The 22261-nt window shown below is 71.4% G+C and carries 15 protein-coding genes; 7 read left to right on the forward strand and 8 right to left on the reverse strand.

Annotated features, from left to right (window positions below):
* The first annotated feature begins 104 nt into the window (after window positions 1-104).
* The 3 genes from ACIP9D_RS14455 (at window position 105) to ACIP9D_RS14465 (ending at window position 2623) form a co-directional block, all read left to right on the forward strand.
* A complete protein-coding gene (locus ACIP9D_RS14455) occupies window positions 105-1763 on the forward strand; it encodes a sodium:solute symporter family protein (protein ID WP_350871887.1) in 1659 nt (552 codons plus the stop codon).
* Between the two features lie 16 nt (window positions 1764-1779).
* The gene (locus tag ACIP9D_RS14460; RefSeq protein ID WP_350871885.1) at window positions 1780-2124 is read left to right on the forward strand and encodes a hypothetical protein; all 345 of its coding nucleotides are present in this window, start codon (window positions 1780-1782) and stop codon (window positions 2122-2124) included.
* Between the two features lie 115 nt (window positions 2125-2239).
* Window positions 2240-2623 carry a hypothetical protein gene (locus ACIP9D_RS14465; protein ID WP_350871883.1) on the forward strand — a complete coding sequence of 128 codons (384 nt, stop codon included), beginning with the start codon at window positions 2240-2242 and terminating at the stop codon, window positions 2621-2623.
* A gap of 110 nt (window positions 2624-2733) precedes the next feature.
* Here ACIP9D_RS14465 and ACIP9D_RS14470 read toward each other — a convergent pair whose 3' ends face one another.
* Window positions 2734-4476: a glycoside hydrolase family 6 protein gene (locus tag ACIP9D_RS14470; protein ID WP_350871882.1), complete on the reverse strand. Its 1743-nt coding sequence runs from the start codon at window positions 4474-4476 to the stop codon at window positions 2734-2736.
* Window positions 4477-5083: 607 nt separating this feature from the next.
* Here ACIP9D_RS14470 and ACIP9D_RS14475 point away from each other — a divergent pair.
* Together ACIP9D_RS14475 and ACIP9D_RS14480 are read left to right on the forward strand one after the other, a co-directional pair.
* Window positions 5084-6358, forward strand: coding sequence for a hypothetical protein (locus ACIP9D_RS14475; RefSeq protein WP_350871881.1), 1275 nt, complete (start codon window positions 5084-5086; stop codon window positions 6356-6358).
* Window positions 6342-7040: a class F sortase gene (locus tag ACIP9D_RS14480; RefSeq protein WP_350871879.1), complete on the forward strand. Its 699-nt coding sequence runs from the start codon at window positions 6342-6344 to the stop codon at window positions 7038-7040. Before ACIP9D_RS14475 ends, ACIP9D_RS14480 begins: the two co-directional genes overlap by 17 nt.
* A gap of 69 nt (window positions 7041-7109) precedes the next feature.
* On the opposite strand, the gene ACIP9D_RS14485 is transcribed toward ACIP9D_RS14480, so the two are convergent.
* Window positions 7110-12170: an NAD-glutamate dehydrogenase gene (locus tag ACIP9D_RS14485; RefSeq protein ID WP_350871877.1), complete on the reverse strand. Its 5061-nt coding sequence runs from the start codon at window positions 12168-12170 to the stop codon at window positions 7110-7112.
* Between the two features lie 290 nt (window positions 12171-12460).
* Between ACIP9D_RS14485 and ACIP9D_RS14490 the strand changes: the two genes are divergently transcribed.
* The gene (locus ACIP9D_RS14490; protein WP_350871875.1) at window positions 12461-14425 is read left to right on the forward strand and encodes a penicillin-binding transpeptidase domain-containing protein; all 1965 of its coding nucleotides are present in this window, start codon (window positions 12461-12463) and stop codon (window positions 14423-14425) included.
* A 263-nt stretch (window positions 14426-14688) separates the two neighbouring features.
* On the opposite strand, the gene ACIP9D_RS14495 is transcribed toward ACIP9D_RS14490, so the two are convergent.
* The 6 genes from ACIP9D_RS14495 to ACIP9D_RS14520 form a co-directional block, all read right to left on the reverse strand.
* The gene (locus ACIP9D_RS14495; protein ID WP_350871873.1) at window positions 14689-16023 is read right to left on the reverse strand and encodes an arginase family protein; all 1335 of its coding nucleotides are present in this window, start codon (window positions 16021-16023) and stop codon (window positions 14689-14691) included.
* Window positions 16024-16107: 84 nt separating this feature from the next.
* Complete coding sequence (locus ACIP9D_RS14500) at window positions 16108-17016, reverse strand: tetratricopeptide repeat protein (protein ID WP_350871871.1); 909 nt, start codon at window positions 17014-17016, stop codon at window positions 16108-16110.
* A 102-nt stretch (window positions 17017-17118) separates the two neighbouring features.
* On the reverse strand, window positions 17119-18807 hold the full coding sequence (locus ACIP9D_RS14505) for a methylmalonyl-CoA mutase family protein (RefSeq protein ID WP_350871870.1): 1689 nt from the start codon (window positions 18805-18807) through the stop codon (window positions 17119-17121).
* Between the two features lie 94 nt (window positions 18808-18901).
* Window positions 18902-19315, reverse strand: a complete 414-nt coding sequence (locus ACIP9D_RS14510) for an Asp23/Gls24 family envelope stress response protein (RefSeq protein ID WP_350871868.1) — start codon at window positions 19313-19315, stop codon at window positions 18902-18904.
* A gap of 83 nt (window positions 19316-19398) precedes the next feature.
* The gene (gene meaB / locus ACIP9D_RS14515) at window positions 19399-20334 is read right to left on the reverse strand and encodes a methylmalonyl Co-A mutase-associated GTPase MeaB (RefSeq protein WP_350872154.1); all 936 of its coding nucleotides are present in this window, start codon (window positions 20332-20334) and stop codon (window positions 19399-19401) included.
* A 65-nt stretch (window positions 20335-20399) separates the two neighbouring features.
* Window positions 20400-21590 (reverse strand): acetyl-CoA C-acetyltransferase, encoded by a 1191-nt coding sequence (locus ACIP9D_RS14520; RefSeq protein WP_350871866.1) that lies wholly within the window; start codon window positions 21588-21590, stop codon window positions 20400-20402.
* Between the two features lie 62 nt (window positions 21591-21652).
* Here ACIP9D_RS14520 and mce point away from each other — a divergent pair, with 62 nt between their 5' ends.
* Entirely contained in the window at window positions 21653-22126 is a 474-nt protein-coding gene (mce, locus tag ACIP9D_RS14525) for a methylmalonyl-CoA epimerase (protein WP_350871864.1), read from the forward strand.
* The last annotated feature ends 135 nt before the right edge of the window (window positions 22127-22261 follow it).

Consider the following 22261-nt stretch of genomic DNA (forward strand, 5'->3'; position numbering starts at 1 on the left):
GCCGCGGGCCGACCGGTGCGCACGGTCGGGCGTGGAATTTCGCGTCCGGGGTAATAGGGCGCGCGCGGCACATACAGCGGACGTCCGGGCGAAGGGTGACGGGAATGGACGGCGGCGGACTTCGACTCGAGATGAACGCGCTGGACTACCTCCTGCTGGGGCTCTACTTCGTGACCGTCCTCGGCGTCGGCTTCGCCGCCCGCCGCGCGATCCGCACCAGCGTCGACTTCTTCCTCTCCGGCCGCTCGCTGCCGGCCTGGGTGACCGGGCTGGCGTTCGTGTCGGCCAACCTGGGCGCGCTGGAGATCATCGGCATGGCCGCCAACGGCGCCCAGTACGGCGTGATGACGCTGCACTACTACTGGATCGGCGCCGTGCCGGCGATGGTCTTCCTCGGCATCGTGATGATGCCCTTCTACTACGGCTCGAAGGTCCGCAGCGTCCCCGAGTACCTGCGGCTGCGGTTCAACCGGCCGACGCACCTGCTCAACGCGATCAGCTTCGCGGTCGCCCAGGTGCTGATCGCCGGGGTCAACCTGTACGCGCTGGCGCTGGTGATGCAGGCGCTGCTCGGCTGGCCGCTCTGGGTCGCGATCGTGATCGGCGCGGCGATCGTGCTGGCGTACATCACCATCGGCGGTCTCTCCGGCGCGATCTACAACGAGGTGCTCCAGTTCTTCGTGATCCTGGCCGGCCTGATCCCGGTCACCGTGATCGGCCTGGTCAAGGTCGGCGGCGTCTCCGGGCTGATGGACGCGGTCCGCGAGTCGAAGCTCGGCGAGGCGGGACTGCACGCCTGGCAGGACACGAACACCACCGCCAACCCGCTCGGCGCGCACTGGATCGGCATCGTCTTCGGTCTCGGCTTCGTGCTCTCGTTCGGCTACTGGACGACCAACTTCGCCGAGGTGCAGCGGGCGCTGTCCGCGAAGAACATGAGCGCGGCCCGGCGTACGCCGATCATCGCCGCGTACCCGAAGCTGTTCATCCCCCTGGTCACCGTGATCCCCGGCCTGGTTGCCCTGGTCACCGTGCAGGGCCTCGGCGCGGAGAGCGGCGACCTGCAGTACAACAACGCGATCCCGCTGCTGATGCGCGACCTGCTCCCGAACGGTGTGCTCGGCGTCGCGGTCACCGGCCTGCTCGCCTCGTTCATGGCCGGCATGGCGGCAAACGTCAGCGGCTTCAACACCGTGTTCACCTACGACATCTGGCAGGCGTACGTCCGCCGTGACCGGCCCGACGACTACTACCTGCGGATCGGCCGGTACGCCACCATCGCCGCGGTGGTGATCGGCATCGGCACCGCCTTCATCGCGGCCGGGTTCAGCAACATCATGAACTACATCCAGGCCCTCTTCTCCCTCTTCAACGCGCCGCTCTTCGCCACCTTCATCATCGGCATGTTCTGGAAGCGGATGACCGCGCTGGCCGGCTTCTGGTCCCTGCTGCTGGGCACCCTCGCGGCGCTCGCCACCTACCTGCTCTACAAGGGCGGAGTGATCCACTTCAACTCCGACCTGGAGGAGAGCTTCTGGGGCGCCGGCATCGCGTTCGTCACGGTGGCCGTGGTCGCCGCGATCATCACCCCGCTGACCGCCCCGAAGCCCGACGCGGACCTGCGTGGGCTGGTCTACGGCACGGGCGGTATCGACCTGAAGAGCGACGTGCTGGCCGGGGACACCGCCTGGTACCGCTCCCCGGTCCTGCTGGGCGTGATCGCCGTCGCGCTCGCCATCGTGTTCTACATCCCGGTCTTCTAGAAAGGGTGATCGCCAGATGGACAACCGCAGCGAGCCGGCCCGCGATCCACAGATCACCGGAGCCGAGGAGGAGCAGCGACGGTCGGCGGCCGCGCGACTGTTCGACATCCGCCGGGTGATCGGCGGCCTGTTCGTGGCGTACGGGGTCATCGTCGCCCTGATGGGGGTGTTCGACAGCCCGGCCGAGATCGACAAGGCGCAGGGCGTACGGATCAACCTCTGGGCCGGGCTGGCGATGCTCGGTTTCGGCCTGCTGATGCTGCTCTGGCAGTGGCTCCGCCCGGCCGAGCCGCCGGCCGCCCCCGAGGAGCGCGGCGTGATCGGCCCTCCGGACCGCCCGAACGGCGCCGACGGGCACTGAACCCGGGCCGGCCGGGCCGCCCCGGGTGGGAGTCGAACCCGCCGGGGCATGACGAGCACCGGACGGGGTAGGCGAGGGGGATCAGGGACCGCGCTGGGGACAGGAGGGCAGCAGCATGAGCGATCGCGACCGCCAACCGCCGCTGGAGGAGAGCCCGGAGATGGCCGCCGCGGTGGACGACGACAGCACCGTCCCGCAGCTGATCACCGGGGGCGGCGCCGACCGGGACAATCCGTCCTTCGGCGAACCGGGGGCCCGTGTCGACCGGGACGCCCCGACGGACGACATCCTCGGTGACCCGTACGCGGCTGGTACCGGCGCCACCGGGACCGGGACCGGCGCCGGCGGCGACAACATCCGCACCGGCGCCGAGCAGCCCTGGGATCCGGAGGACCTGGTCATGGCGCGGGGTCAGGACCTCACGCCGGAGAACATCGAGCGGGCCCGCCAGGACCTGGCCGAGCTGGGTCGGGCGGCGGTGGAGCGGACGGTGCCCTGACCGGTACCGCGAGAGGCCCCTGACCCGACCGGGTGACGGTCGGGTCAGGGGCCTGGGAGCCTGCCGCCGGCAGTGCCTCACCTACTGCCGGCGGCAGGCGGGCGGCACCCTCACAGTGCCGGGTAGGCGTTCCGCATCAGCTCCTGGAACTGGGCGGAGAACCACGCGCCGGAGATCGGCGCGTTCGGCAGGGCACCGGTCGGGTTGTTCCCGTTGCGGGGGTTGCCGGTGTACGTCGGGTCGCACATCCGGTCGAAGCCCTTGCCCTCGTCGTTCTCGATCAGCGTGCTGGAACCGTCCGACTCACCCGGGGGCTTCACCCAGACGTACGCGTCGATGCCCGCCTCCGGGGCGGCCTTCGGCCGCTCCCCCAGGCCCGCGCCGGACTGGTTGCACCAGTTGCCGGCGTGGATCCGGCGGTCGATCCGACCACCGTTGACGTAGGTGTCCACGCTGGTCGTCGCGCCCGGGCCGGTGGGCCGGGCGGTGCCGCCCCAGCCGTTGCGGGAGGTGTCGATCAGCATGCCGATGCCGGACTCGAAGCCGACCGAGACCAGCTTCTGCCGGAACGCCTGGGCGAACGAGAGCTCGTCGACGTACTGGTTCCAGTCGATCCACTTGGACTGCCGGACGGTCTGGCCGTTCACCGAGTCGGTGACCTTGACGTACGGCTCGCGCAGCGCCGAGTAGTTGGCCGTGTTGACGATGAAGCCGTGCACGTTGCGCACCGTGCTGCCGGAGGCGACGGCGGCGGACTTCAGCATGTCGGCGGTCGGGCCGAAGTTGCTGTCCCAGCCGATCCACCCGTGGTGCGCGGCGTCGATGTAGTTGTAGACGTTGCCGATCGCGCCGAGCTTGGCCAGGGCGTAGCCGACGCCGTTGACGTAGGCGCCGTTCGCCTTGACCGTGTCGCACATCGTCGTGCCGCCCGGCTGGCCGGAGGTGTTGGTGACCAGGTTCGGCAACGAGTCGATCTCGATGATGTTGATGATCCGCAGGCCGGCGTACTTCGGGTCGGCCTGGATAGCGGCGATCGGGTCGATGTACTGGGCCTTGTACTTCGGCAGCTCGTCGGGGCCGAGCTCACCGTTGCTGGCGAGCGCGGCGCAGTCCCGGCCCGGCAGGTTGTAGATCACGAACTGGATGTAGCCGGCACCCTGTCGCAGCGCCTCGTCCAGGTGGTCGCGGACTCCGAACGCTCCGTTGGAGCTGCTGTCCGGGGTGCCGTTGATGGCGGCGATCCGGTCCAGCCAGACCGCGGTCGGGTTGCTGGAGATCCGGCTGCCGCCCGGCTCCGCGTCCGCCTTGGCCTTCCACTCCGGGTTCACGTAGCCCCGCGCCCCGGCGTACGGGTTGTCGACCTTGGTGCCCGGCGGCGGGTTGGTGGGGGGCGGGTCGGTGGGCGGCGGATCGGTGGGCGTCGTGCCGCCGCTGCACGTCACCCCGTTGAGCGTGAACGAGGTGGGCTTCGGGTTGCTGCCGCTCCAGGCGCCGTTGAATCCGAGGCTGGTCGAGGCGCCGGTGGCCAGGCTGCCGTTGTAGGACAGGCTGCGGGCGGTGACCTGGCTGCCGGTCTGGGTGAACTCGGCGGACCAGCCCTGCTGCACCCGCTGGCCGGAGTTCGGGAACGTCCAGCCCAGCGTCCAGCCGTTGATCGGGTCGCCGATGTTCTTGATGGTGATGCTCGCGGTGAAGCCACCCGGCCAGTCGTTCGTCGAGTAGGCGACGTCGCACTGGGTCGCCGCGTGCGCCACGGTGACCGGAATGGTCACCAACCCGCCGGCGACCAGGGCGCCCGCGCCGGCGAGCGCGAGTGCCCGGCGGGGGCCGGACAGTCTTCTCCACACATTCATGCCACTGATCTCCTTGGGCGAGACCGGGCCCGCGAACGGCCCGGCGGGTGGCCCGGTGGACGCCCTGGGGGCGGCCGCCGGTGCCAACGGGGATGTTTCGGGGGTGCCCGACCCGGACGGGCTGTGGTGGTGGTGCGAGCGACCACCGGCGGCCAGCGCCGGTCGGTCGGTGGCGGGATGTCGTCCGGCGGACCGGATGCCCTCGACGCCTGCCTGCGCGGTGTGGCTCCCCGAACCGCGTGCAGCGATTCTCGCATGGGAGCGCTTCCATGGCAATGCCTCGATGCCTTGCGGTCGTCCGGCCGCCCTGGGCCGCGGGTTCACTGGGGCGGTGCGGGACTCCGGTGACCGCTGAGACGGCCGCTACCCGGACGATGCCGGCCGACCGATCCGAGTGCGGCAGCGACCCACCGAGCCGGCGGCAAACCGGCGTCCGGGCGGGAACGCCACGGCCGGCAGTGAAAGCCGCGTACCAGGCCTAACGGGCTTAACACCGATGAACGTAGAAACACGAATCTTTCCCTGCATAGGTCGTGAAACGGTCTAACGTCGGCCTTAGCTCGGGTGTCGCCGAGTAGAGGACAACAGGGATGGAGTGACGCAGGTCATGGCTAAGAAGATGCTCGGAAAGGTTGTCGCGGGCGCCGCCCTCGGTGGCGCGTCCCTCCTGGTGTTCGCGCCGGGGATCGCGTTCGCGGACGGCCACCACGACGGCAAGGACCGCGACGGCAAGGTCCTGGCCAAGCCGCACGTCGTGAAGGCCGGCGAGAAGGTCAAGTTCCTGGAGATCTGCTCCGAGGAGCAGGAGCACGCCTTCGTCTGGTCGAAGGTCACCGGCAAGGTCAAGCTCAAGCCGGTGGACGACCGCGGCGACGACCGCAAGGACTGGCAGGGCGAGGAAGACTCCTACGACCGTGACGGCAAGGACGAGCACGGCAAGGACGACAAGGGCAAGGACGAGCACGGCAAGGACGACAAGGGCCGTGACCACGAGGGCAAGGACGAGAACGGCAAGGACGACAAGGGCAAGGACGAGCACGGCAAGGACGACAAGGGCCGCGACCACGAGGGCAAGGACGAGAACGGCAAGGACGAGAACGGCAAGGACGAGAACGGCAAGGACGAGAACGGCGAGAACGGCGAGAACGGGCAGCCCCCGGCCTACGAGGGACAGCCGAACGGCCAGGGCGGCGGCCTGCTCGCCGACGGCGGCAAGGACGAGGACCGCAAGGACGAGGACCGCAAGGACTGGAAGGGCGAGGAGCACGACCAGGCCGGCGACCGTGGCGACAAGGGCCACAAGGACGACAAGAAGGGCCACGAGGAGAACGGCTCGTGGGACTCCAAGGACCACGAGAACGGCTACGAGGACGAGAACGGCTCCGACGAGTACGGCTCGGACTCGAAGAAGGACGAGAAGGGCCACGAGTACGGCTCGGACGAGAACGGCTCGTGGGACTCGAAGGACGGCGAGAACGGCCACGAGGACGAGAACGGGTACGGCTCGGACTCGAAGGACGAGTACGGCTCGGACGAGAACGGCTCGTGGGACTCCAAGGACCGCGAGAACGGCCGTGAGGACGAGAAGTCCCGCGACCACGGCAAGGACGAGGACCGCTGGGAGCACAAGCGTGACTTCGTCTACCTGGGCGAGGCCAAGGTCGACAAGGACGCCAAGCCGGGCCGCTACGAGCTCAAGGGCTCGTGCGGCGAGGGCGAACTGGTCGTCCTGCCCCGGGGCGGGGTCGACGGTGGTGACGGTGGCGCCAGCACCGGCGCCGACCGGAACCTGGCCGCCGGTGGGGCCAGCCTGCTGGGCGCTGCGGCGCTGGGCGGGATCGTGCTGATGCGTCGCCGGCGGACCAATGAGTCCCTCGTCTGACGAGACGGCGACACGGGCCGGCGGCCGTCACGGGAAACCGTGGCGCGCCGCCGGCGCCGCCGTCGTCGTCCTCCTCGCCCTGGCCGGCGCCGGGATGATCGGCATCTCCCTGCAGACCGACCCCGCCCCCCGCCCCCCGCAACCCCTGGCCCAGGCGGGCCCCGAGGGCACCGGGCCCGCCGAGGCGGACCAGCCGGCCGAGAGCGGGCCGGCCCCGGCCGCGCTTCCCCGGTCCGCACCCAGCACCATCACGATCCCCCGGATCGGGGTCGACGCGAAGATCATGTCGCTCGGCACCAACCCGGACGGCACGGTCCAGGTGCCCCCGCTGGACCAGGCCCAGCTGGCCGGCTGGTACGAACCGGGACCCAGCCCCGGCGAGGTCGGCAACGCCGTCATCGTCGGGCACGTGGACTCGGCCAAGCTCGGCCCGGCGGTCTTCTTCGACCTCGGGGCGATGCAACCGGGAGACACCGTGACGGTGAACCGGGCGGACGGCCGGGCGGCGACCTTCCGGGTCGACTCGGTGAAGTCGTACCCGAAGGACTCGTTCCCCACCGAGCTGGTGTACGGCCCGAGTGACCGGCCGAGCCTGCGGGTGGTGACCTGCGGGGGCCAGTTCGACGAGGCGGCGCGCAGCTACCTGAACAACGTCATCGTCTTCGCCAGCCTGGTCGGCTGAGCAGACCGACGCGGTCCGGCCGATCGGGGGTCTCCCCCCGACCGGCCGGACCGCGTTCGGCGTCGTCGATCAGGCCGCGGCGGAGGTCCGCACCAGGGTGCGGATCTGGCGCAGCAGCACCGACAGGGCGGCGAGGTCCGCCCGGGACTCGTCGAACTCGCCCATCGCCCGTTGCGCGCGGTGGATCGAGGTCTCGTTCGACTGCTCCCACTGCTGCACCCGCTCCTGCGGCCGCAGGCTGTCCGGCGTGGAGCCCAGCACCTCGGCGGTGAGCGCGGCCAGCGCGGCGTACAGGTCGTACCGCAGCGCCATCCGGGCCAGCGTCTGCCACCGGTCCTCGCGGGGCAGCAGGGAGATCTTCGACAGCAGCGAGTCCACCCGGAACAGGTCGGAGAGCACGAAGTAGACCGAAGCCACCTCGCCGACGTCCCGACCGGTGCTCGTCGCGGTCTCCACCACGTCCATCAGACCGAAGCTGTACATCAGCCGGGTCGCCTGCTCGGCCAGCTCGCGCGGCAGCCCTCGCTCGGTCATCGAGTCGATGTGCGCCGTGATGGACTCCCGTTCGCTGCCGTAGAAGAGGCTCTCCAGCCCCGGCAGCAGCCGCGCCACCCCGTCGCGCAGTCGGGTGATCTCCGCCGGCACGTCGATCGGCGAGCGGCGGTTCGTCACCAGCCACCGCACGGCCCGGTCGAGCAGCCGGCGAGTGTCCAGGTAGACAGTGGTCTGCAGCTCCGGCGAGACCTTGTTGTCCAGGGCCTCCACCGCGTCCCACAGCTCGCGCAGCCCGAACACCTCGCGGACCACCACGTACGCCCGGATCACGTCCGCCGCGGAGGCGGCCGTCTCCTCCATCACCCGGAACACGAACGAGATGCCGCCCCGGTTGATCGCCTCGTTCACCAGCACCGTGGTGACGATGTCCCGGCGCAGCCGGTGCCGCGACATCCGGTCGGCGAAGCGCTCGCGCATCGGCGTCGGGAAGTAGTTGACCAGCACGTCGCTGGTCCACTCCTCGTCGGCCAGCCCCTCGGCGAGGATGTCCCGCTCCAGGACGATCTTGACGTACGCGAGCAGCACCGCGAACTCCGGCGCGGTCAGGCCGGACTCGATCCGGACCGCCAATTCCTCGTCCGGCGGCAACGCCTCCAGCGACCGGTCCAGCGCGCCCGACCGCTCCAGGTCGTTGATCATCCGTCGGTGCACCGGGAGCAACGAGGCGGCCTGCGCCTGGGCGTTGTTGATCGCCCGGGCCTGGTCGTAGTTGTCCCGCAGCACCAGCTCGGCGACCTCGTCGGTCATCTCGGCCAGCAGCTCGTCCCGCGCCTCGGTGGTCAGCTCCCCGTCGCCGACCGCGGTGTTCAGCAGGATCTTGATGTTCACCTCGTGGTCGGAGGTGTCCACCCCGGCCGCGTTGTCGATGAAGTCGGTGTAGATCCGGCCGCCGGTCAGCGCGTACTCGATCCGGCCCAGCTGGGTGAAGCCCAGGTTGCCGCCCTCGCCGACCACCCGGCACCGCAGGCTCTTGCCGTCCACCCGGATCGCGTCGTTGGACTTGTCGCCCACCTCCGCGTTGGTCTGGCTGGACGCCTTGACGTAGGTGCCGATGCCGCCGTTCCAGAACAGGTCCACCGGCGCGGTCAGGATCGCCCGCATCAGCTCCTGCGGAGAGAGCTGGATGGCGTCGTCGTCCAGGCCGAGCGCCGCCCGGACCTGCGGCGTGATCGGGATGGACTTGGCGGTACGCGGGAACACGCCGCCGCCGGCCGAGATCAGCTCGGTGTTGTAGTCCTCCCACGACGAGCGCGGCAGGTCGAAGAGCCGCTTGCGCTCGGCGTACGAGGTCGCCGCGTCCGGGTCCGGGTCGAGGATGATGTGCCGGTGGTCGAAGGCGGCCACCAGCCGGATGTGCTCGGAGAGCAGCATGCCGTTACCGAAGACGTCGCCGGACATGTCGCCGACGCCGACCACGGTGAAGTCCTCGCTCTGGGTGTCGTGCCCCAGCTCGCGGAAGTGCCGCTTGACCGACTCCCAGGCGCCCCGGGCGGTGATCCCCATCTTCTTGTGGTCGTAGCCGGCCGAGCCGCCGGAGGCGAACGCGTCGCCGAGCCAGAAGCCGTGCGCCGTGGAGATCTCGTTGGCGATGTCGGAGAAGGTGGCGGTGCCCTTGTCCGCCGCGACCACCATGTACGGGTCGTCGGTGTCGTGCCGGACCACGTCGTCGGGCGGCACGATCTGGCCACTGACGATGTTGTCCGTGACGTCGAGCAGCGCCGAGACGAACTCCTTGTAGCAGGCGACCGCCTCGTCCCGGTCCCCCGGCTTCTGCTTGAGCACGAAGCCGCCCTTGGCGCCGACCGGCACGATGACGGTGTTCTTCACCATCTGCGCCTTGACCAGGCCGAGCACCTCGGTACGGAAGTCCTCCCGCCGGTCGGACCAGCGCAGCCCGCCACGGGCCACCGGCCCGAAACGCAGGTGCACACCCTCGAATCGCGGTGAGTAGACGAAGATCTCGAACTTCGGCCGCGGCGCCGGCAGGTCCGGAATGGCCTGCGGGTCGAGCTTGAACGCCACGTACGACTTGGGCCGCCCGTCGGAGCGCCGCTGGTAGAAGCTGGTCCGCAGGGTGGCCTGCATCAGCGTCAGGTACGAGCGCAGGATCCGGTCCTGGTCGAGGCTGGCCACGTCGTCCAACTGCTCGCGGATAATCTCCACCAGCTCGGCGCTGCGCCGCTGCCGCTGCTCGGCGTCGGCCGAGCCCGGCGCGAACCGGGTCTCGAAGAGCTGCACCAGCAGCTCGGCGATCCGCGGGTAGGCGATGAAGGTCTGCTCCATGTAGTCCTGCGAGAAGACCGTGCCGGCCTGCCGCAGGTACTTCGCGTAGGCGCGGAGCACCACCACCTGCCGCCACGTCAGCCCGGCGCGCAGCACCAGCTCGTTGAAGCCGTCCACCTCGGCCTCGCCCCGCCACGCCGCCGCGAAGGCGTTCTCCACGTGCGGGCGCACCTCGGCCAGCTCCTGGTGCGCCTCGGGCAGTCGCAGCCCGAAGTCGTAGAGGAAGACCCGACCGTCGATCCGGTCCACCTCGTACGGGTGCTCGTCGACCACGCGGACGCCGAGCGAGTGCAGCACCGGCAGCACCGCCGAGAGCATCATCGGCTCGCCGTACCGGTAGACCTTGAACCGGACGTCCATCGTCTCGTCCAGGTCGGCGCCCGGCATCCGCGCCCCGGCCCGGGGGGCGAGCTGCTTGCGGAACAGGTGCATCTCCAGCTGGCCGGGCTCCTCGAGCAGCTCCAGCTTGGCCAGGTCCTTCATCGCCTCGTACGGCGTGTGCCCGTCCTTGTAGCCCTCCGGGAACGCGTCGGCGTACCGGGCGAAGAGGTGCTTGGCCTGCTCGTCGCCGAGCTTGCGCTCCAGCACGAGCCGGTAGTCGTCGTCCCAGAGCCGGGTCGCGTCGGCCAACTCCTCGGCGAGCAGGTCGGCGTCGATGTCACCCGGCGGCTTGGTCGGGTCGGTCCGGACGATGAAGTGCACCCGGGCGAGCATGGACTCGGTGACCCGGGTGGTGTAGTCCACCCCGACCCCGTTCAGCTCGCGCAGCAGGATGTCCTGCATGCGTAGCCGGTTCTGGGTGGTGAACCGGTCCCGGGGCAGGTAGATCAGGCAGGAGATGAACCGCCCGTACGCGTCCTTGCGCAGGAAGACCCGCAGCTGCCGGCGGCCCGCCATGCGCAGCACGCCGATCACCGCGTGGTAGAGGTCGTCCGTCTTGATCTGGAAGAGCTCGTCGCGCGGGTAGGTCTCCAGGATCTGCAGCAGGTCCTTGCCGGAGTGGCTGCGCTGGCTCAGCCCCGAGCGGTCCAGCACCTCGGCGACCTTGCGGCGGACCACCGGCAGTTCCCGCACACTGGTGCGGTACGCGGCGGTCGAGAAGAGGCCCAGGAAGCGGCGCTCACCGATCACCTCGCCGGCCTCGTTGAAGATCTTGAACCCGATGTAGTCGAGGTAGGCCGAGCGGTGCACGGTGGCCCGCGAGTTGGCCTTGGTGATGATCAGCAGGCGCTTCTCCAGCACCTTCTCGTGCGCCTCGGGGGGCATCGACGACAGGGCCCGCGCCTCCGGCGCGTCCTGCCGCAGGATGCCCAGCCCGGTGCCGAGCACCGCCTCCAGCGCCTGGCCGCCCTCGGGCGCCCCGACCAGCCGGTACTCCCGGTAGCCGAGGAAGGTGAAGTGGTCGTGGGCGAGCCAGCGCAGCAGCTCGACGGAGTCGGTGATGTCCTTCTCCGGCACCGGCGGGCGGTTGTCGCTGGTCCGGGCGGCGGCCAGCTCGTCGGCGAGCGACAGGGCGCGCTGGCGCATCTTCGGCCAGTCCTCCACCGCCTCCCGCACGTCGGTGAGGACCCGCTGGAGTTCGCGGCGCAGGCGGTCCCGTTCGGCGGCGTCGCGGACCGGATCGATCTCGATCCGCATCCAACTCTCCACCAGGTCACCGGAGATCGCGTCGTCCGGCTCCACATCGGCGGCCACCTCGGTCAGCCGCCCCAGCGGCTCCCGCCGGACCACTACCAGCGGGTGCACCAGCAGGTGCACGTCGAGGTGGTGCGAGTTGAGCAACGCGGTCACCGAGTCCACCAGGAAGGGCATGTCGTCGACGACGATCTCGATCACGCTGTGGTGCTGCTCGGCGTCCGGCTCGTGGATGCGCAGCTTCAGCTCGCCCGGCACCCGTTGTTGGGCCAGATCCCGGTGCGCCCGGGCCGCCTCGATCATCTCCTCGGCGGTGAAGCCGATCAGCTCCTCGTCCGGAGCGAACCGCCAGAAGCGGCTGACCAGGGTCGCCGCGTCGTGGTCCTCCCCGGCGAGCGCGACCGCCTGAGCCACCAGACGCTCCGCGTTGGGTACCGGCTCGTCGAGCTCGGCGTCCTCCGCGTCGTCGGCCAACGCCTCGGTCGGAAGACCGAGATCGTAGATGGTGTCGATACTCGACCCGGTCAACCCGGTGACCCCGGTGTCGAGTCGGCCGTAGCCGTCACCGTCGGTCACCGAATCGAAGCTGTCATCGTCCCGGCCGGTGTCATCCTGCCGGAGGTCGGGTTCCGGTTTGATCGCCGGACGCCGGTCCATCGGTGCCACTCCCCTCGACCCACCGCGTTGTGGGTCACTCTGCCGCCCAGCCTAGGCCTGCCGCCCTGCGCCGTTCTCGGCGGACCACCGGCCGGACGTCCGGATCGGGACTCTGTCCTTTCACCCGTTGCGGGTCCGAGGTTGGCCGCTTGCCGAGTACCCCGCCGCGCGATGTTCATCACACTGTCGCGGGTCCGTCTTTACGCACGTCGGCTCCCGTTCGGGGACGATAGGGACGGCGTTCGCGTACTACCGTGCAGGGCAGCCCGAAATCGGAGGGAACTCGCTCCATGCACCTGTCGTACCCACCGCGCCGCCACCGCTACTCATTCCGGCGTCCGCTCGCCGCCCTCGCCGCCACCGTGCTCGCCGCCGGCGCGCTCACCGGCTGCTCGGGCGAGGACGGCCCGGAGCGCAGCGTCGACACCTTCCTGGCCGGCTGGCGGACGGGAGACCTCCAAGCCGTGGGCTTCGTCGACGCGACCGGCGCCAAGATCCCGGCCGCCGACGTGACCCAGCAGCTCAAGGAGCTCTCCGGCGAGCTGGCGGCCACCCCGCCCAAGCTGACCCGGCAGGGCGACCCGAAGATCACCGCCAACACCGCCACCGCAGGCATCCGGGTGGAGTGGGCCCTGCCCGGCGACACCCGCTGGGCGTACGACCGGCAGGTGCGGCTGAGCCGGGGCGGCGACGACCAGTGGCAGGTGATCTGGGAGCCGCAGCTGGTGCAGGAGAACCTCACCAAGGGTGACCGGCTGGGTCTGCGCCGGGATGCCGGCCCCCGGGCGGCGGTGCTCGACGGCGCCGGCCAGCCGATCGTGGCGCCCCGGCCGGTGGTCCGGGTGGGCATCCAGCCCAACCAGGTGCCGGATGTCAAGGGGCTGGTCGAAAAGCTCGACACGGCGTTCCGGGCGATCCGCCCGGCGCTGGTGCCCGCCGTCGACCTCGCCGACCTGCCCAAGCGGCTCGCCGAGGCCGACCCGGGCGCGTTCGTCGAGGTGGTGACGCTGCGCGAGGAGGCATACCTGCAGATCAAGCCGCGCATCTACGACCTGCCGGGCACGAAGTTCCACTCCGAGAAGCTGGACCTGGCGCCCACCCGCGAGTTCGCCCGGGCGCTGCTCGGCTCGGTCGACCCCGCGCAGGCCGACGACCTGGCCGCGCATCCGGACCGGTACGCCGCCGGCGACCTGGTCGGCCACGGCGGCCTGCAGGGCCGCTACGACGACCGGCTACGCGGAAAGCCCGGGCTGACCGTGCTCATCGAGCGGCCGGGCGAGGACGGCAAGCTGGTGCCGACCGGCACCGAGGTGTTCCACCACGCCCCCGAGCCCGGGCAGGCGGTGAAGACCACCCTCGACGTGGCCGTCCAGAACGCGGCCGACTCGGCGCTGCGTGCCGAGAAGCGGCGGGCCGCCCTGGTGGCGGTGCGGATCAGCGACGGCGCCGTGCTCGCCACCGCGAACGGTCCCGGTCCGGCCGGCGAGAATCTGGCCTTCACCGCCCAGGTCCCGCCCGGCTCGACGTTCAAGATGGTGAGCGCGCTCGGCCTGCTCGACAAGGGCGCGGTGACGCCGGACGCGACCGTCGACTGCCCGAAGACCTTCACCGTGGAGGGTCGGTCTTTCAAGAACTCCGACAACTTCGCGCTCGGTCGGGTGCCGTTCCGCACCGACTTCGCCAAGTCCTGCAACACCGCCTTCGCCGCCCTGGCGCCGAAGCTGGGCGGCGACGGGCTAGCCGTCGCCGGCCGCTCGCTGGGCCTGGAGGCGAAGTGGGACGTCGGCGTCGACGCGTTCAGCGGCAAGGTCTCGGTGAACGGGTCCGGAGCCGAACAGGCCGCCGCGGCGTTCGGGCAGGGCACCACCCTGGTCAGCCCGTTGGCCATGGCCGGCGCCACCGCGGCCGTCGCCCGAGGGCGCTTCGAGCAGCCGAAGCTGCTGCTGGACCCGGCCCCGGCCGCGCCGGCCGCCGCCGGAGCGGACCTCAAGCCGGAGTCGGTCGAGGCGGTACGGGCGATGATGCGCGAGGTGGTCACGGCCGGCACCGGCAGCGCGTTGAAGGACGTCCCCGGCGACCCCGTCCACGGCAAGACCGGCACCGCCGAGTACGACAACAACCCGGCGCACACCCACGCGTGGTTCGTCGGCTGGCGGGGCGACGTGGCGTTCGCCGTCTTCGTGGAGCAGGGCGGCTCCAGCACTGCCTCCGCCGTCCCGATCAGCGAGCGCTTCCTGCGCGCCCTGCCCCGCTGAAGGCTTCAGAGCTGAGTCGCTGGTGACATCAGCTCCAGACGGATGACGATCCGCCGCAGGGCGGCCGACCACGACTCGACGCACTGTCGAACTGCCCCATTTATGGGACACGCCGCAGCCCGGAAAACCGAACGGCACGGCGCTACGGCTCCGCCGTCCAGCGGTGGTCTCAGATGTGGAGCAGTCCGACAGGGGCTCACGGCACCGAACGGTGCGGGCGGCCAGCCCCGGGCGGCCAGCCCCGGGCGGCCAGCCCCGGGCGGTCAGGCGATGCCGGCGGCGCTGCGGGGAGTGTCGTCGTCGTCATCGGCCGGCGGGAGCGGGACTTCCGGTCCGCTCCCCTGCGCGGGGACCGGACCGGGGGCGGGAGCCGCAGCGGCAGCTGCGGCGGCGGCCGGAGCCCGGCGCAACAGGCCCGGGCCGGCCGCGGCGGGCGGACCGACCGGCTCCAGCCCGACCGGCTCCAGCCCGACGGGCTCCCCGGTCAGCACGCCGAGGGCACCGCGCGGACCCGCCGGCGCCATGGCATCGGGGCCGTCCGCGTCCCGCTCGTCCGTCTCAACGGTGGGGCGCACGGTGGCCGGAACCGGCGGGATCGCGGCCGGAACGGCCGGGCGGCCGTTGCCACGACGCGGTCCGGGCGCGGCCGACGGGCCCGGGAGCAGGCGGGGCGGCACCGCCTCCGGGGCGGTCACCGGGGCCAGCCCGGCCACCACGGTGTTGACGATCTCGGCGGCGTAGGTGCCGTCGGGGTCGTAGTCAGGGTCGAAGACGGTCAGCTCCACGCCGAGGCAGTGTGGGGTGTCCACCAGCCCGGCGAGCAGGATCTCCAGCTCGGCGAAGGCGATCCCGCCCGGGTCGGGGGCGTCCACCGCCGGCATCACCGCCGGGTCCAGCACGTCCACGTCGATGTGCACCCAGTAGCCGGCGCAGTCGGCGAGCTGCTCGTGCGCCCACTGGGCGGTGCGCGCGGCGCCCTCGGCGCGCAGCGCCGGCACCGGCCGGGTGGTGATCCCGGCGGCCTGCAGGTCGAGGCGGTACTCGTCCTGTGCGCGGATGCCGAGCACCACCACGTCGATGTCCCGGAAGTACGGCCGGCGTCCCTCGATCGCGGCCAGGTCGGCCTGCCCCCGGCCGGTGACCAGAGCGAGGTCCTCGCCGGCGGCCGCACCCACGTACGAGGCGTTGCCCGGGTGCCGGAAGTCGGAGTGTCCGTCGACGAAGACCAGCCCGATCCGGCCGCCGACCGCTTCACCGAGTCGGTGCATGGCCAGCGCCGAACCGATCAGGACGGAGCAGTCGCCACCGAGCACCAGCGGAAACTCGCCACGGTCGATGATCGATCCGATCCGCTCGGCGAGCGCCGCGGAGTAGTCCGCGATCTCCCGGGCGTGGCAGACGCCGTCGCCGGGTCGCCAGTCGCCCGGGTCGTACCGTGGCGCGGTGACGCAGCCCGCGTCGCGGGCCCGTAACCGGGCCAGCAGGTCCTGATCGCGCAGCGCGCCGGGTGCCTTGGCGCAGCCGGGCACGGAGCTGGGCGTGGGTGGGCGCAGACCCAGGTTTGTCGGCGCGTCGAGGACGGCGATCCGGCGCATCATGGGCTCCCGTCCTCGGTGGTCGGGCGGGCCGGCCGGAACGCCGGCCCGCGCTGGCGTGCTACGTGCTCGGAACCGTGTCGTTGCTCAGAACAGGGCGCTGGCGAGGGCCCGCCGGGCCGAGGCGACCGCCGGGTCGTCCGGACCGGCCATGGTGAAGAGGCCCACCAGGTGCTGGCGTACCTTCTCGCGCTCGTCTCCGGCGGTGCGGCGGACCACGCCGACCAGGCGCTTGTAGGCCTGCTCGGCGAGGCCGCTGAGCACCTCGATGTCGGCGGCCAGCAGCTGGGCGTCGACGTCGTCGGGGTTGGCCTCGGCGGCGGCCAGCGCCGCCCGCGGGTCGGCGCCGGCGACCCGGCGGGCCAGGCCGACCTGGGCCAGGCCGGCCTCGGCCGCGGCGTCCGCCGGGGCGTCGGCCAGGATCTTCCGGTACGCCCGCTCGGCGGCGTCCAGGTCGCCACTCATCAGGGCGTCGTCGGCCTCGTCGAGGCGCGGGTCGACCGCCTCGGCGACGCTGACGCCGCCGGCCTTCAGCACCGCCTGGATCCACTGCCGCAGCTGCGCCTCGGGTACCACCCCGGAGAAGGCGTCGACCGGCTGGCCGCCGACCACCGCGTAGACCATCGGGATGCCCTGTACCCGGAACATCTGGGCGATTCGCGGGTTGGCGTCCACGTCGATCTTGGCGAGCACCCAGGCCCCGCCGCCCTCGACCGCCAGCCGCTCCAGCACCGGGGAGAGCTGCTTGCACGGCTCGCACCACTCGGCCCAGAAGTCGATCACGACCGGTGTCGTCAGCGACCGTTCCAGCACCTCGGACTGGAAGGTCGCCTCGGTCACGTCGATGACCGTGGCGCCGCCCCCGACGGCGCCCCCCGGCGCGCCGGCGGGCGGACCGGCCTGGGCCGGGGTGGAGGACGGGGCAGGGGTGCGCAGCGCGCTGAGGTCGACCGCGCCGCGGGTGAAGATCGACGAGGTGATCCGTGGGTCGCTCATGGTTACCTAGTCTCGCACGGACCCCGCCGAACTCAGATCAACCGCGACGGCGACAGTTGCAGTTCTCACCCTGCTCACCGGCCCCCTCCGGCCCCGCCCCGATCAGAAGCGGGCGGGCTCGCGGTAGGTGCCCCACTCGGCACGCAGCGCGTCGCAGATCTCGCCCAGGGTCGCCTCGGCCCGGACGGCGTCGAGCATCGCCGGGATCATGTTCCCCTCGGTGCGGCTCACCTCGACCATCCGGGCGACGGCGGCCCGGACCGCGGCGTCGTCCCGGCCGGCCTTCCGCTCGGCCAGCACCCGCCGCTGCTCCAGCTCCACCTCGTGCGAGATGCGCAGGATCTCCAGGTCCTTGGCGACCGTGCCGGTGTGACAGTTCACCCCGACGATCTTCTTGTCGCCCTTCTCCAGCGCCTGCTGGTAGACGAACGCGGACTCGGCGATGTGGCCGGTGAACCAGCCGTCCTCGATGCCGCGCAGGATGCCGGAGGTCATCGGGCCGATCTGGTGCGGGCCCTCGCCGCCGAGCTGGCGGATCCGGGCGAAGATCTCCTCGGCCTCGGCCTCGATCTTGTCGGTGAGCGCCTCGACGTACCAGGAGCCGCCGAGCGGGTCGGCCACGTTGACCACCCCGGTCTCCTCCATCAGCACCTGCTGGGTACGCAGGGCGATCTCGGCGGACTCGTCGGTCGGCAGCGCGAGGGTCTCGTCCAGCGCGTTGGTGTGCAGCGAGTTGGTGCCGCCGAGCACCGCGGCGAGTGCCTCGACGGCGGTGCGGACCACGTTGTTCACCGGCTGCTGGGCGGTCAACGACACCCCGGCGGTCTGGGTGTGGAACCGCAGCCAGAGCGCCTTCTCGCTGGTGGCGCCGTAGACCTCGCGAAGCCAGCGGGCCCAGATCCGGCGGGCGGCCCGGAACTTGGCGATCTCCTCGAAGAAGTCGACGTGCGAGTCGAAGAAGAAGCTCAGCCCGGGGGCGAAGACGTTGACGTCCAGCCCTCGGCTCAGCCCCAGCTCCACGTAGCCGAACCCGTCGGCCAGCGTGTACGCCAACTCCTGCGCGGCGGTCGAGCCGGCCTCGCGGATGTGGTAGCCGGAGACCGAGAGCGGCTTGTAGCGCGGGATCTCCCCGGCGCAGTACTCCATCAGGTCGCCGATCAGGCGCAGGTGCGGCTCCGGGTCGAAGAGCCACTCCTTCTGCGCGATGTACTCCTTGAAGATGTCGGTCTGCAGCGTCCCGTCCAGGGTGGACAGGTCGGCGCCCTGCCGCTCGGCGGCGACGAGGTACATGCAGAAGACCGGCACCGCCGGGCCGGAGATGGTCATGGAGGTGGTGACACCGGCCAGGTCGATGCCGGCGAAGAGCGCCTCCATGTCGGCGGCGGTGTCGATGGCGACGCCGCAGTGCCCCACCTCGCCGAGCGCCTGCGGGTCGTCCGAGTCGCGGCCCATCAGGGTCGGCATGTCGAACGCCACCGAGAGTCCGCCACCGCCGGCGCCCAGGATCATCTTGTAGCGCTCGTTGGTCTGCTCGGCGTTGCCGAAGCCGGCGAACTGCCGGATGGTCCAGGTCCGGCCCCGGTAGCCGGTCGGGTACAACCCCCGGGTGTACGGGTACTCGCCCGGCCAGCCGATCCGCTCGAAGCCCGGGTAGGCGACCCCCTCGGGCGGCCCGTAGACCGGGTCCACGCTCATCCCCGAGAGGGTGGTGAAGTCCGCGTCCCGCTTGCGCGCGGCGTCGTACCGGGCCTGCCAGCGGGCCCGTCCGGCGGCGATCTCGTCGGCGTTCATAGCGGGGCTCCTCCTCGAGTCCTCGACTGCACGTCGAGTGTAGAGCCCCTGCCTGAACGATCGCTAAGTAAGCTGGTACCGACGGGTAACCTGATCAGGCCGTCGGCGCGGCCGGGCCACCCAGCGCCACGTCGTCGACCCGCAGGTTGACCTCGTCCACCCGCAGCCCGTACGCCTCGACCGCCGCGGTCACCGCCACCCGGACCGCCTCGGTCACCTCGGGCACCGTCCGACCTGCCTCGATCACGATGACCAGGTTGATCACTGCGGCGCCGTTGGTGACGTGTGCCGAGCAGCCGCGCCGGGCGTCGCCGACCTGGTCCAGACCGACCTTGTCGAGGACCGCGTTGAAGAACCGGGCCACGTCGCCACCCAGCTCGGTCACCCCGGGCACCGACCGGGCGGCAGCGACCGCGATCTTCTCCACCACCTCGTCGGAGACGGACGTCGTGCCGCCCGCCACCGCCTGCGGCGTCACCGACAGCTCCTGCGTCGCCTCGTCAGCCATGGTCTCCCCAAAACCGTCGCACCGCCCCACGGGTCCGTGGCGCGGTGCGAGCGTACTAGGCGGGCGGGTCCGCAGTGGACCGGTCAGGCGCCGAGCTGGGCGAGCAACTCGTCGGCCGCCGCGTACGGGTCGATCGCCCCCTCCGCCACCTTGGCGGCGAGCGACGGCAGCTCCGTACCGTCGCGTAGCGAGCCGATCCGGTCGCGGAGCACGCCGAGCGCGATCGCCTCGATCTCGGCGGCGGCCCGTGCCTCCTGGCGGCGGCGCAGCTCGCCGTGCTCGACCAGCCAACCGCGGTGCTTGTCGATGGCCGCGGCGATGTCGTCGATCCCCTCGCCGCGGGCGGCGACCGACCGCACCACCTGCGGCCGCCACTGCCCCGGGGCGCGCTCGCCCAGGGCGATCATGCCCTGGATGTCGCGGACGGTGGCGTCGGCGCCGTCCCGGTCGGCCTTGTTGATCACGAAGACGTCCGCGATCTCCAGGATGCCGGCCTTGACCGCCTGGATGGCGTCGCCCATGCCCGGGGCGAGCAGCACCAGCGTGGTGTCGGCCAGCGAGGCCACCTCGACCTCGGCCTGCCCGACGCCGACGGTCTCCACCAGCACCACGTCGCAGCCGGCGCCCTCCAGCACCCGCACCGCCTGCGGGGTGGTCGCGGCCAGCCCGCCGAGGTGGCCCCGGCTGGACATCGAGCGGATGTAGACGCCCGGGTCGGTGGCGTGGTCCTGCATCCGTACCCGGTCGCCGAGGATCGCGCCGCCGGTGAACGGGCTGGACGGGTCGACCGCCAGCACGCCGACCCGGTGCCCGCGCGCCCGCAGCGCCCGGACCAGCTCGTTGGTGGTCGTGGACTTGCCCACTCCGGGTGAGCCGGTCAGCCCGACCACCTGGGCCTGACCGGCGTACGGCGCCAGCGCCGCGGCGACGTCGCGCAGCACCTCGTCGCCGTTCTCCACCAGGGTGATCAGCCGGGCCACCGCGCGGGGATCCCCCGCGCGCGCCCGCTCGACCAGCATGGGTACGTCCCGGCTACGCCGCACCGAGCCGGTGGCCGCAACCGGGGCGTTCGCCACGACTTCGCTCACTCGCCGGCTGCCGGAACGTGGATGACCAGCGCGTCGCCCTGCCCGCCGCCGCCGCAGAGCGCGGCCGCGCCGGTGCCGCCGCCGCGGCGCTTGAGCTCCAGCGCGAGGGTGAGCACCAGCCGCGCGCCCGACATGCCGATCGGGTGGCCCAGCGCGATGGCCCCACCGTTGACGTTGACCTTCTCCGGGCTGATCCCCAGCTCCCGGGTGGACTGGATGCCGACCTGGGCGAACGCCTCGTTGATCTCGATGAGGTCGAGGTCGGCGACGCCCAGCCCGGCCTTGCGCAGGGCGTGCAGGATCGCGTTCGACGGCTGCGAGTGCAGGGAGTTGTCGGGGCCCGCGACGTTGCCGTGCGCGCCGACCTCGGCCAGCCAGGTCAGCCCCAACTCCTTCGCCTTGGCCTTGCTCATCACCACCACGGCGGCGGCGCCGTCCGAGATCGGCGAGGAGCTGCCGGCGGTGATGGTGCCGTCCTTGGTGAAAGCCGGACGAAGCTTGGCCAGCGACTCGGCGGTGGTGTCCGGCCGGATCCCCTCGTCCTCGCTGATCACCAGCGGGTCGCCCTTGCGCTGCGGGATGACCACCGGAGTGATCTCGTCGGCGAAGTGGCCGTTCTTCTGCGCGGCGGCGGCGCGCTGGTGGCTGGCCGCGGCGAAGGCGTCCTGCTCCTCGCGGCTGATGCCGTGCTTCGCGCCGAGCCGCTCGGTGGACTCGCCCATCGAGCAGCAGTCCCAGGCGTCGGTGAGCCCGTCCAGCGCCATGTGGTCCTTGATCACCACGTCGCCGTACTTGTAGCCGGCGCGCTGGCCGAGCAGCAGGTGCGGAGCGTTGGTCATCGACTCCATGCCGCCGGCCACGACGATGTCGAACTCGCCGGCCCGGATCAACTGGTCGGCGAGGGCGATCGCGTCCAGGCCGGAGAGGCAGACCTTGTTGATGGTCAACGCCGGCACGGACATCGGCACGCCCGCCTCGACGGCCGCCTGGCGGGCCGGGATCTGGCCGGCGCCGGCCTGCAGCACCTGTCCCATGATCACGTACTGCACCTGGTCGGGGCTGACACCGGCCCGCTCCAGCGCCGCCTTGATGGCGATGCCGCCGAGCTTCGTGGCCGGGAGGTCCTTGAGGTTGCCCAGCAGCCGCCCCATCGGGGTCCGTGCGCCGCTGACGATCACCGAAGCCATACCTGCCTCCGAGGGGGGTGCCGACCTGTACGCCTTAACGATTGTTCGGCCAGACTAACGCCATGACCGAGAACTCCCCCGCCGAGCCCGCTGCGGAACACGTCACAGACATCGGGTTGCGCCGAATCGACCACGTCGGCATCGCCGTGGCCGACCTGGACGCCGCGATCGACTTCTACCAGCGGACGTTCGGCATGCGCTGCGTGCACACCGAGACGAACACCGAACAGGGCGTCCGGGAGGCGATGCTGGCCGTCGGCCCGAGCACCGACGGCGGTTGCCTGCAACTGCTCGCCCCGCTCACCCCGGAGAGCACCATCGCGAAGTTCCTGGACCGCAACGGCCCCGGCGTGCAGCAGGTCGCGTACACCGTCGTGGACATCGACGCGGCCTGCGCGGCGTTGCGCGAGCGCGGGATGCGGCTGCTCTACGAGACGCCACGGCGCGGCACCGCGAACTCCCGGATCAACTTCGTGCACCCGAAGGACGCCGGCGGTGTCCTGGTCGAGTTGGTCGAGCCGGCCGCCGGGCACTGAGACATCGGCCGGTGCGCACGTCGGTGCGCGGTTCAACGTTCACCCGGGCACCTTCACGCATCGGCCGATGCAGTTTTTCACAGAGGGCTTCCCGCCCTAGCTACCGTTCAGTAACGTCCGCGCCACAGGAGCCCG

The organism is Micromonospora sp. NPDC093243 (genome assembly GCF_044753725.1).
Classification (GTDB): Bacteria; Actinomycetota; Actinomycetes; order Mycobacteriales; family Micromonosporaceae; genus Micromonospora.

What these genes read in the sequence shown, in the direction of transcription:
- ACIP9D_RS14455 (WP_350871887.1), top strand. Translation starts at nt 105, where the DNA reads ATGGACGGCGGCGGACTTCGACTCGAGATGAACGCGCTGGACTACCTC.
- ACIP9D_RS14460 (WP_350871885.1), top strand. Translation starts at nt 1,780, where the DNA reads ATGGACAACCGCAGCGAGCCGGCCCGCGATCCACAGATCACCGGAGCC.
- ACIP9D_RS14465 (WP_350871883.1), top strand. Translation starts at nt 2,240, where the DNA reads ATGAGCGATCGCGACCGCCAACCGCCGCTGGAGGAGAGCCCGGAGATG.
- ACIP9D_RS14470 (WP_350871882.1), bottom strand. Translation starts at nt 4,476, where the DNA reads ATGAATGTGTGGAGAAGACTGTCCGGCCCCCGCCGGGCACTCGCGCTC.
- ACIP9D_RS14475 (WP_350871881.1), top strand. Translation starts at nt 5,084, where the DNA reads ATGGCTAAGAAGATGCTCGGAAAGGTTGTCGCGGGCGCCGCCCTCGGT.
- ACIP9D_RS14480 (WP_350871879.1), top strand. Translation starts at nt 6,342, where the DNA reads ATGAGTCCCTCGTCTGACGAGACGGCGACACGGGCCGGCGGCCGTCAC.
- ACIP9D_RS14485 (WP_350871877.1), bottom strand. Translation starts at nt 12,170, where the DNA reads ATGGACCGGCGTCCGGCGATCAAACCGGAACCCGACCTCCGGCAGGAT.
- ACIP9D_RS14490 (WP_350871875.1), top strand. Translation starts at nt 12,461, where the DNA reads ATGCACCTGTCGTACCCACCGCGCCGCCACCGCTACTCATTCCGGCGT.
- ACIP9D_RS14495 (WP_350871873.1), bottom strand. Translation starts at nt 16,023, where the DNA reads ATGATGCGCCGGATCGCCGTCCTCGACGCGCCGACAAACCTGGGTCTG.
- ACIP9D_RS14500 (WP_350871871.1), bottom strand. Translation starts at nt 17,016, where the DNA reads ATGAGCGACCCACGGATCACCTCGTCGATCTTCACCCGCGGCGCGGTC.
- ACIP9D_RS14505 (WP_350871870.1), bottom strand. Translation starts at nt 18,807, where the DNA reads ATGAACGCCGACGAGATCGCCGCCGGACGGGCCCGCTGGCAGGCCCGG.
- ACIP9D_RS14510 (WP_350871868.1), bottom strand. Translation starts at nt 19,315, where the DNA reads ATGGCTGACGAGGCGACGCAGGAGCTGTCGGTGACGCCGCAGGCGGTG.
- meaB (WP_350872154.1), bottom strand. Translation starts at nt 20,334, where the DNA reads ATGCTGGTCGAGCGGGCGCGCGCGGGGGATCCCCGCGCGGTGGCCCGG.
- ACIP9D_RS14520 (WP_350871866.1), bottom strand. Translation starts at nt 21,590, where the DNA reads ATGGCTTCGGTGATCGTCAGCGGCGCACGGACCCCGATGGGGCGGCTG.
- mce (WP_350871864.1), top strand. Translation starts at nt 21,653, where the DNA reads ATGACCGAGAACTCCCCCGCCGAGCCCGCTGCGGAACACGTCACAGAC.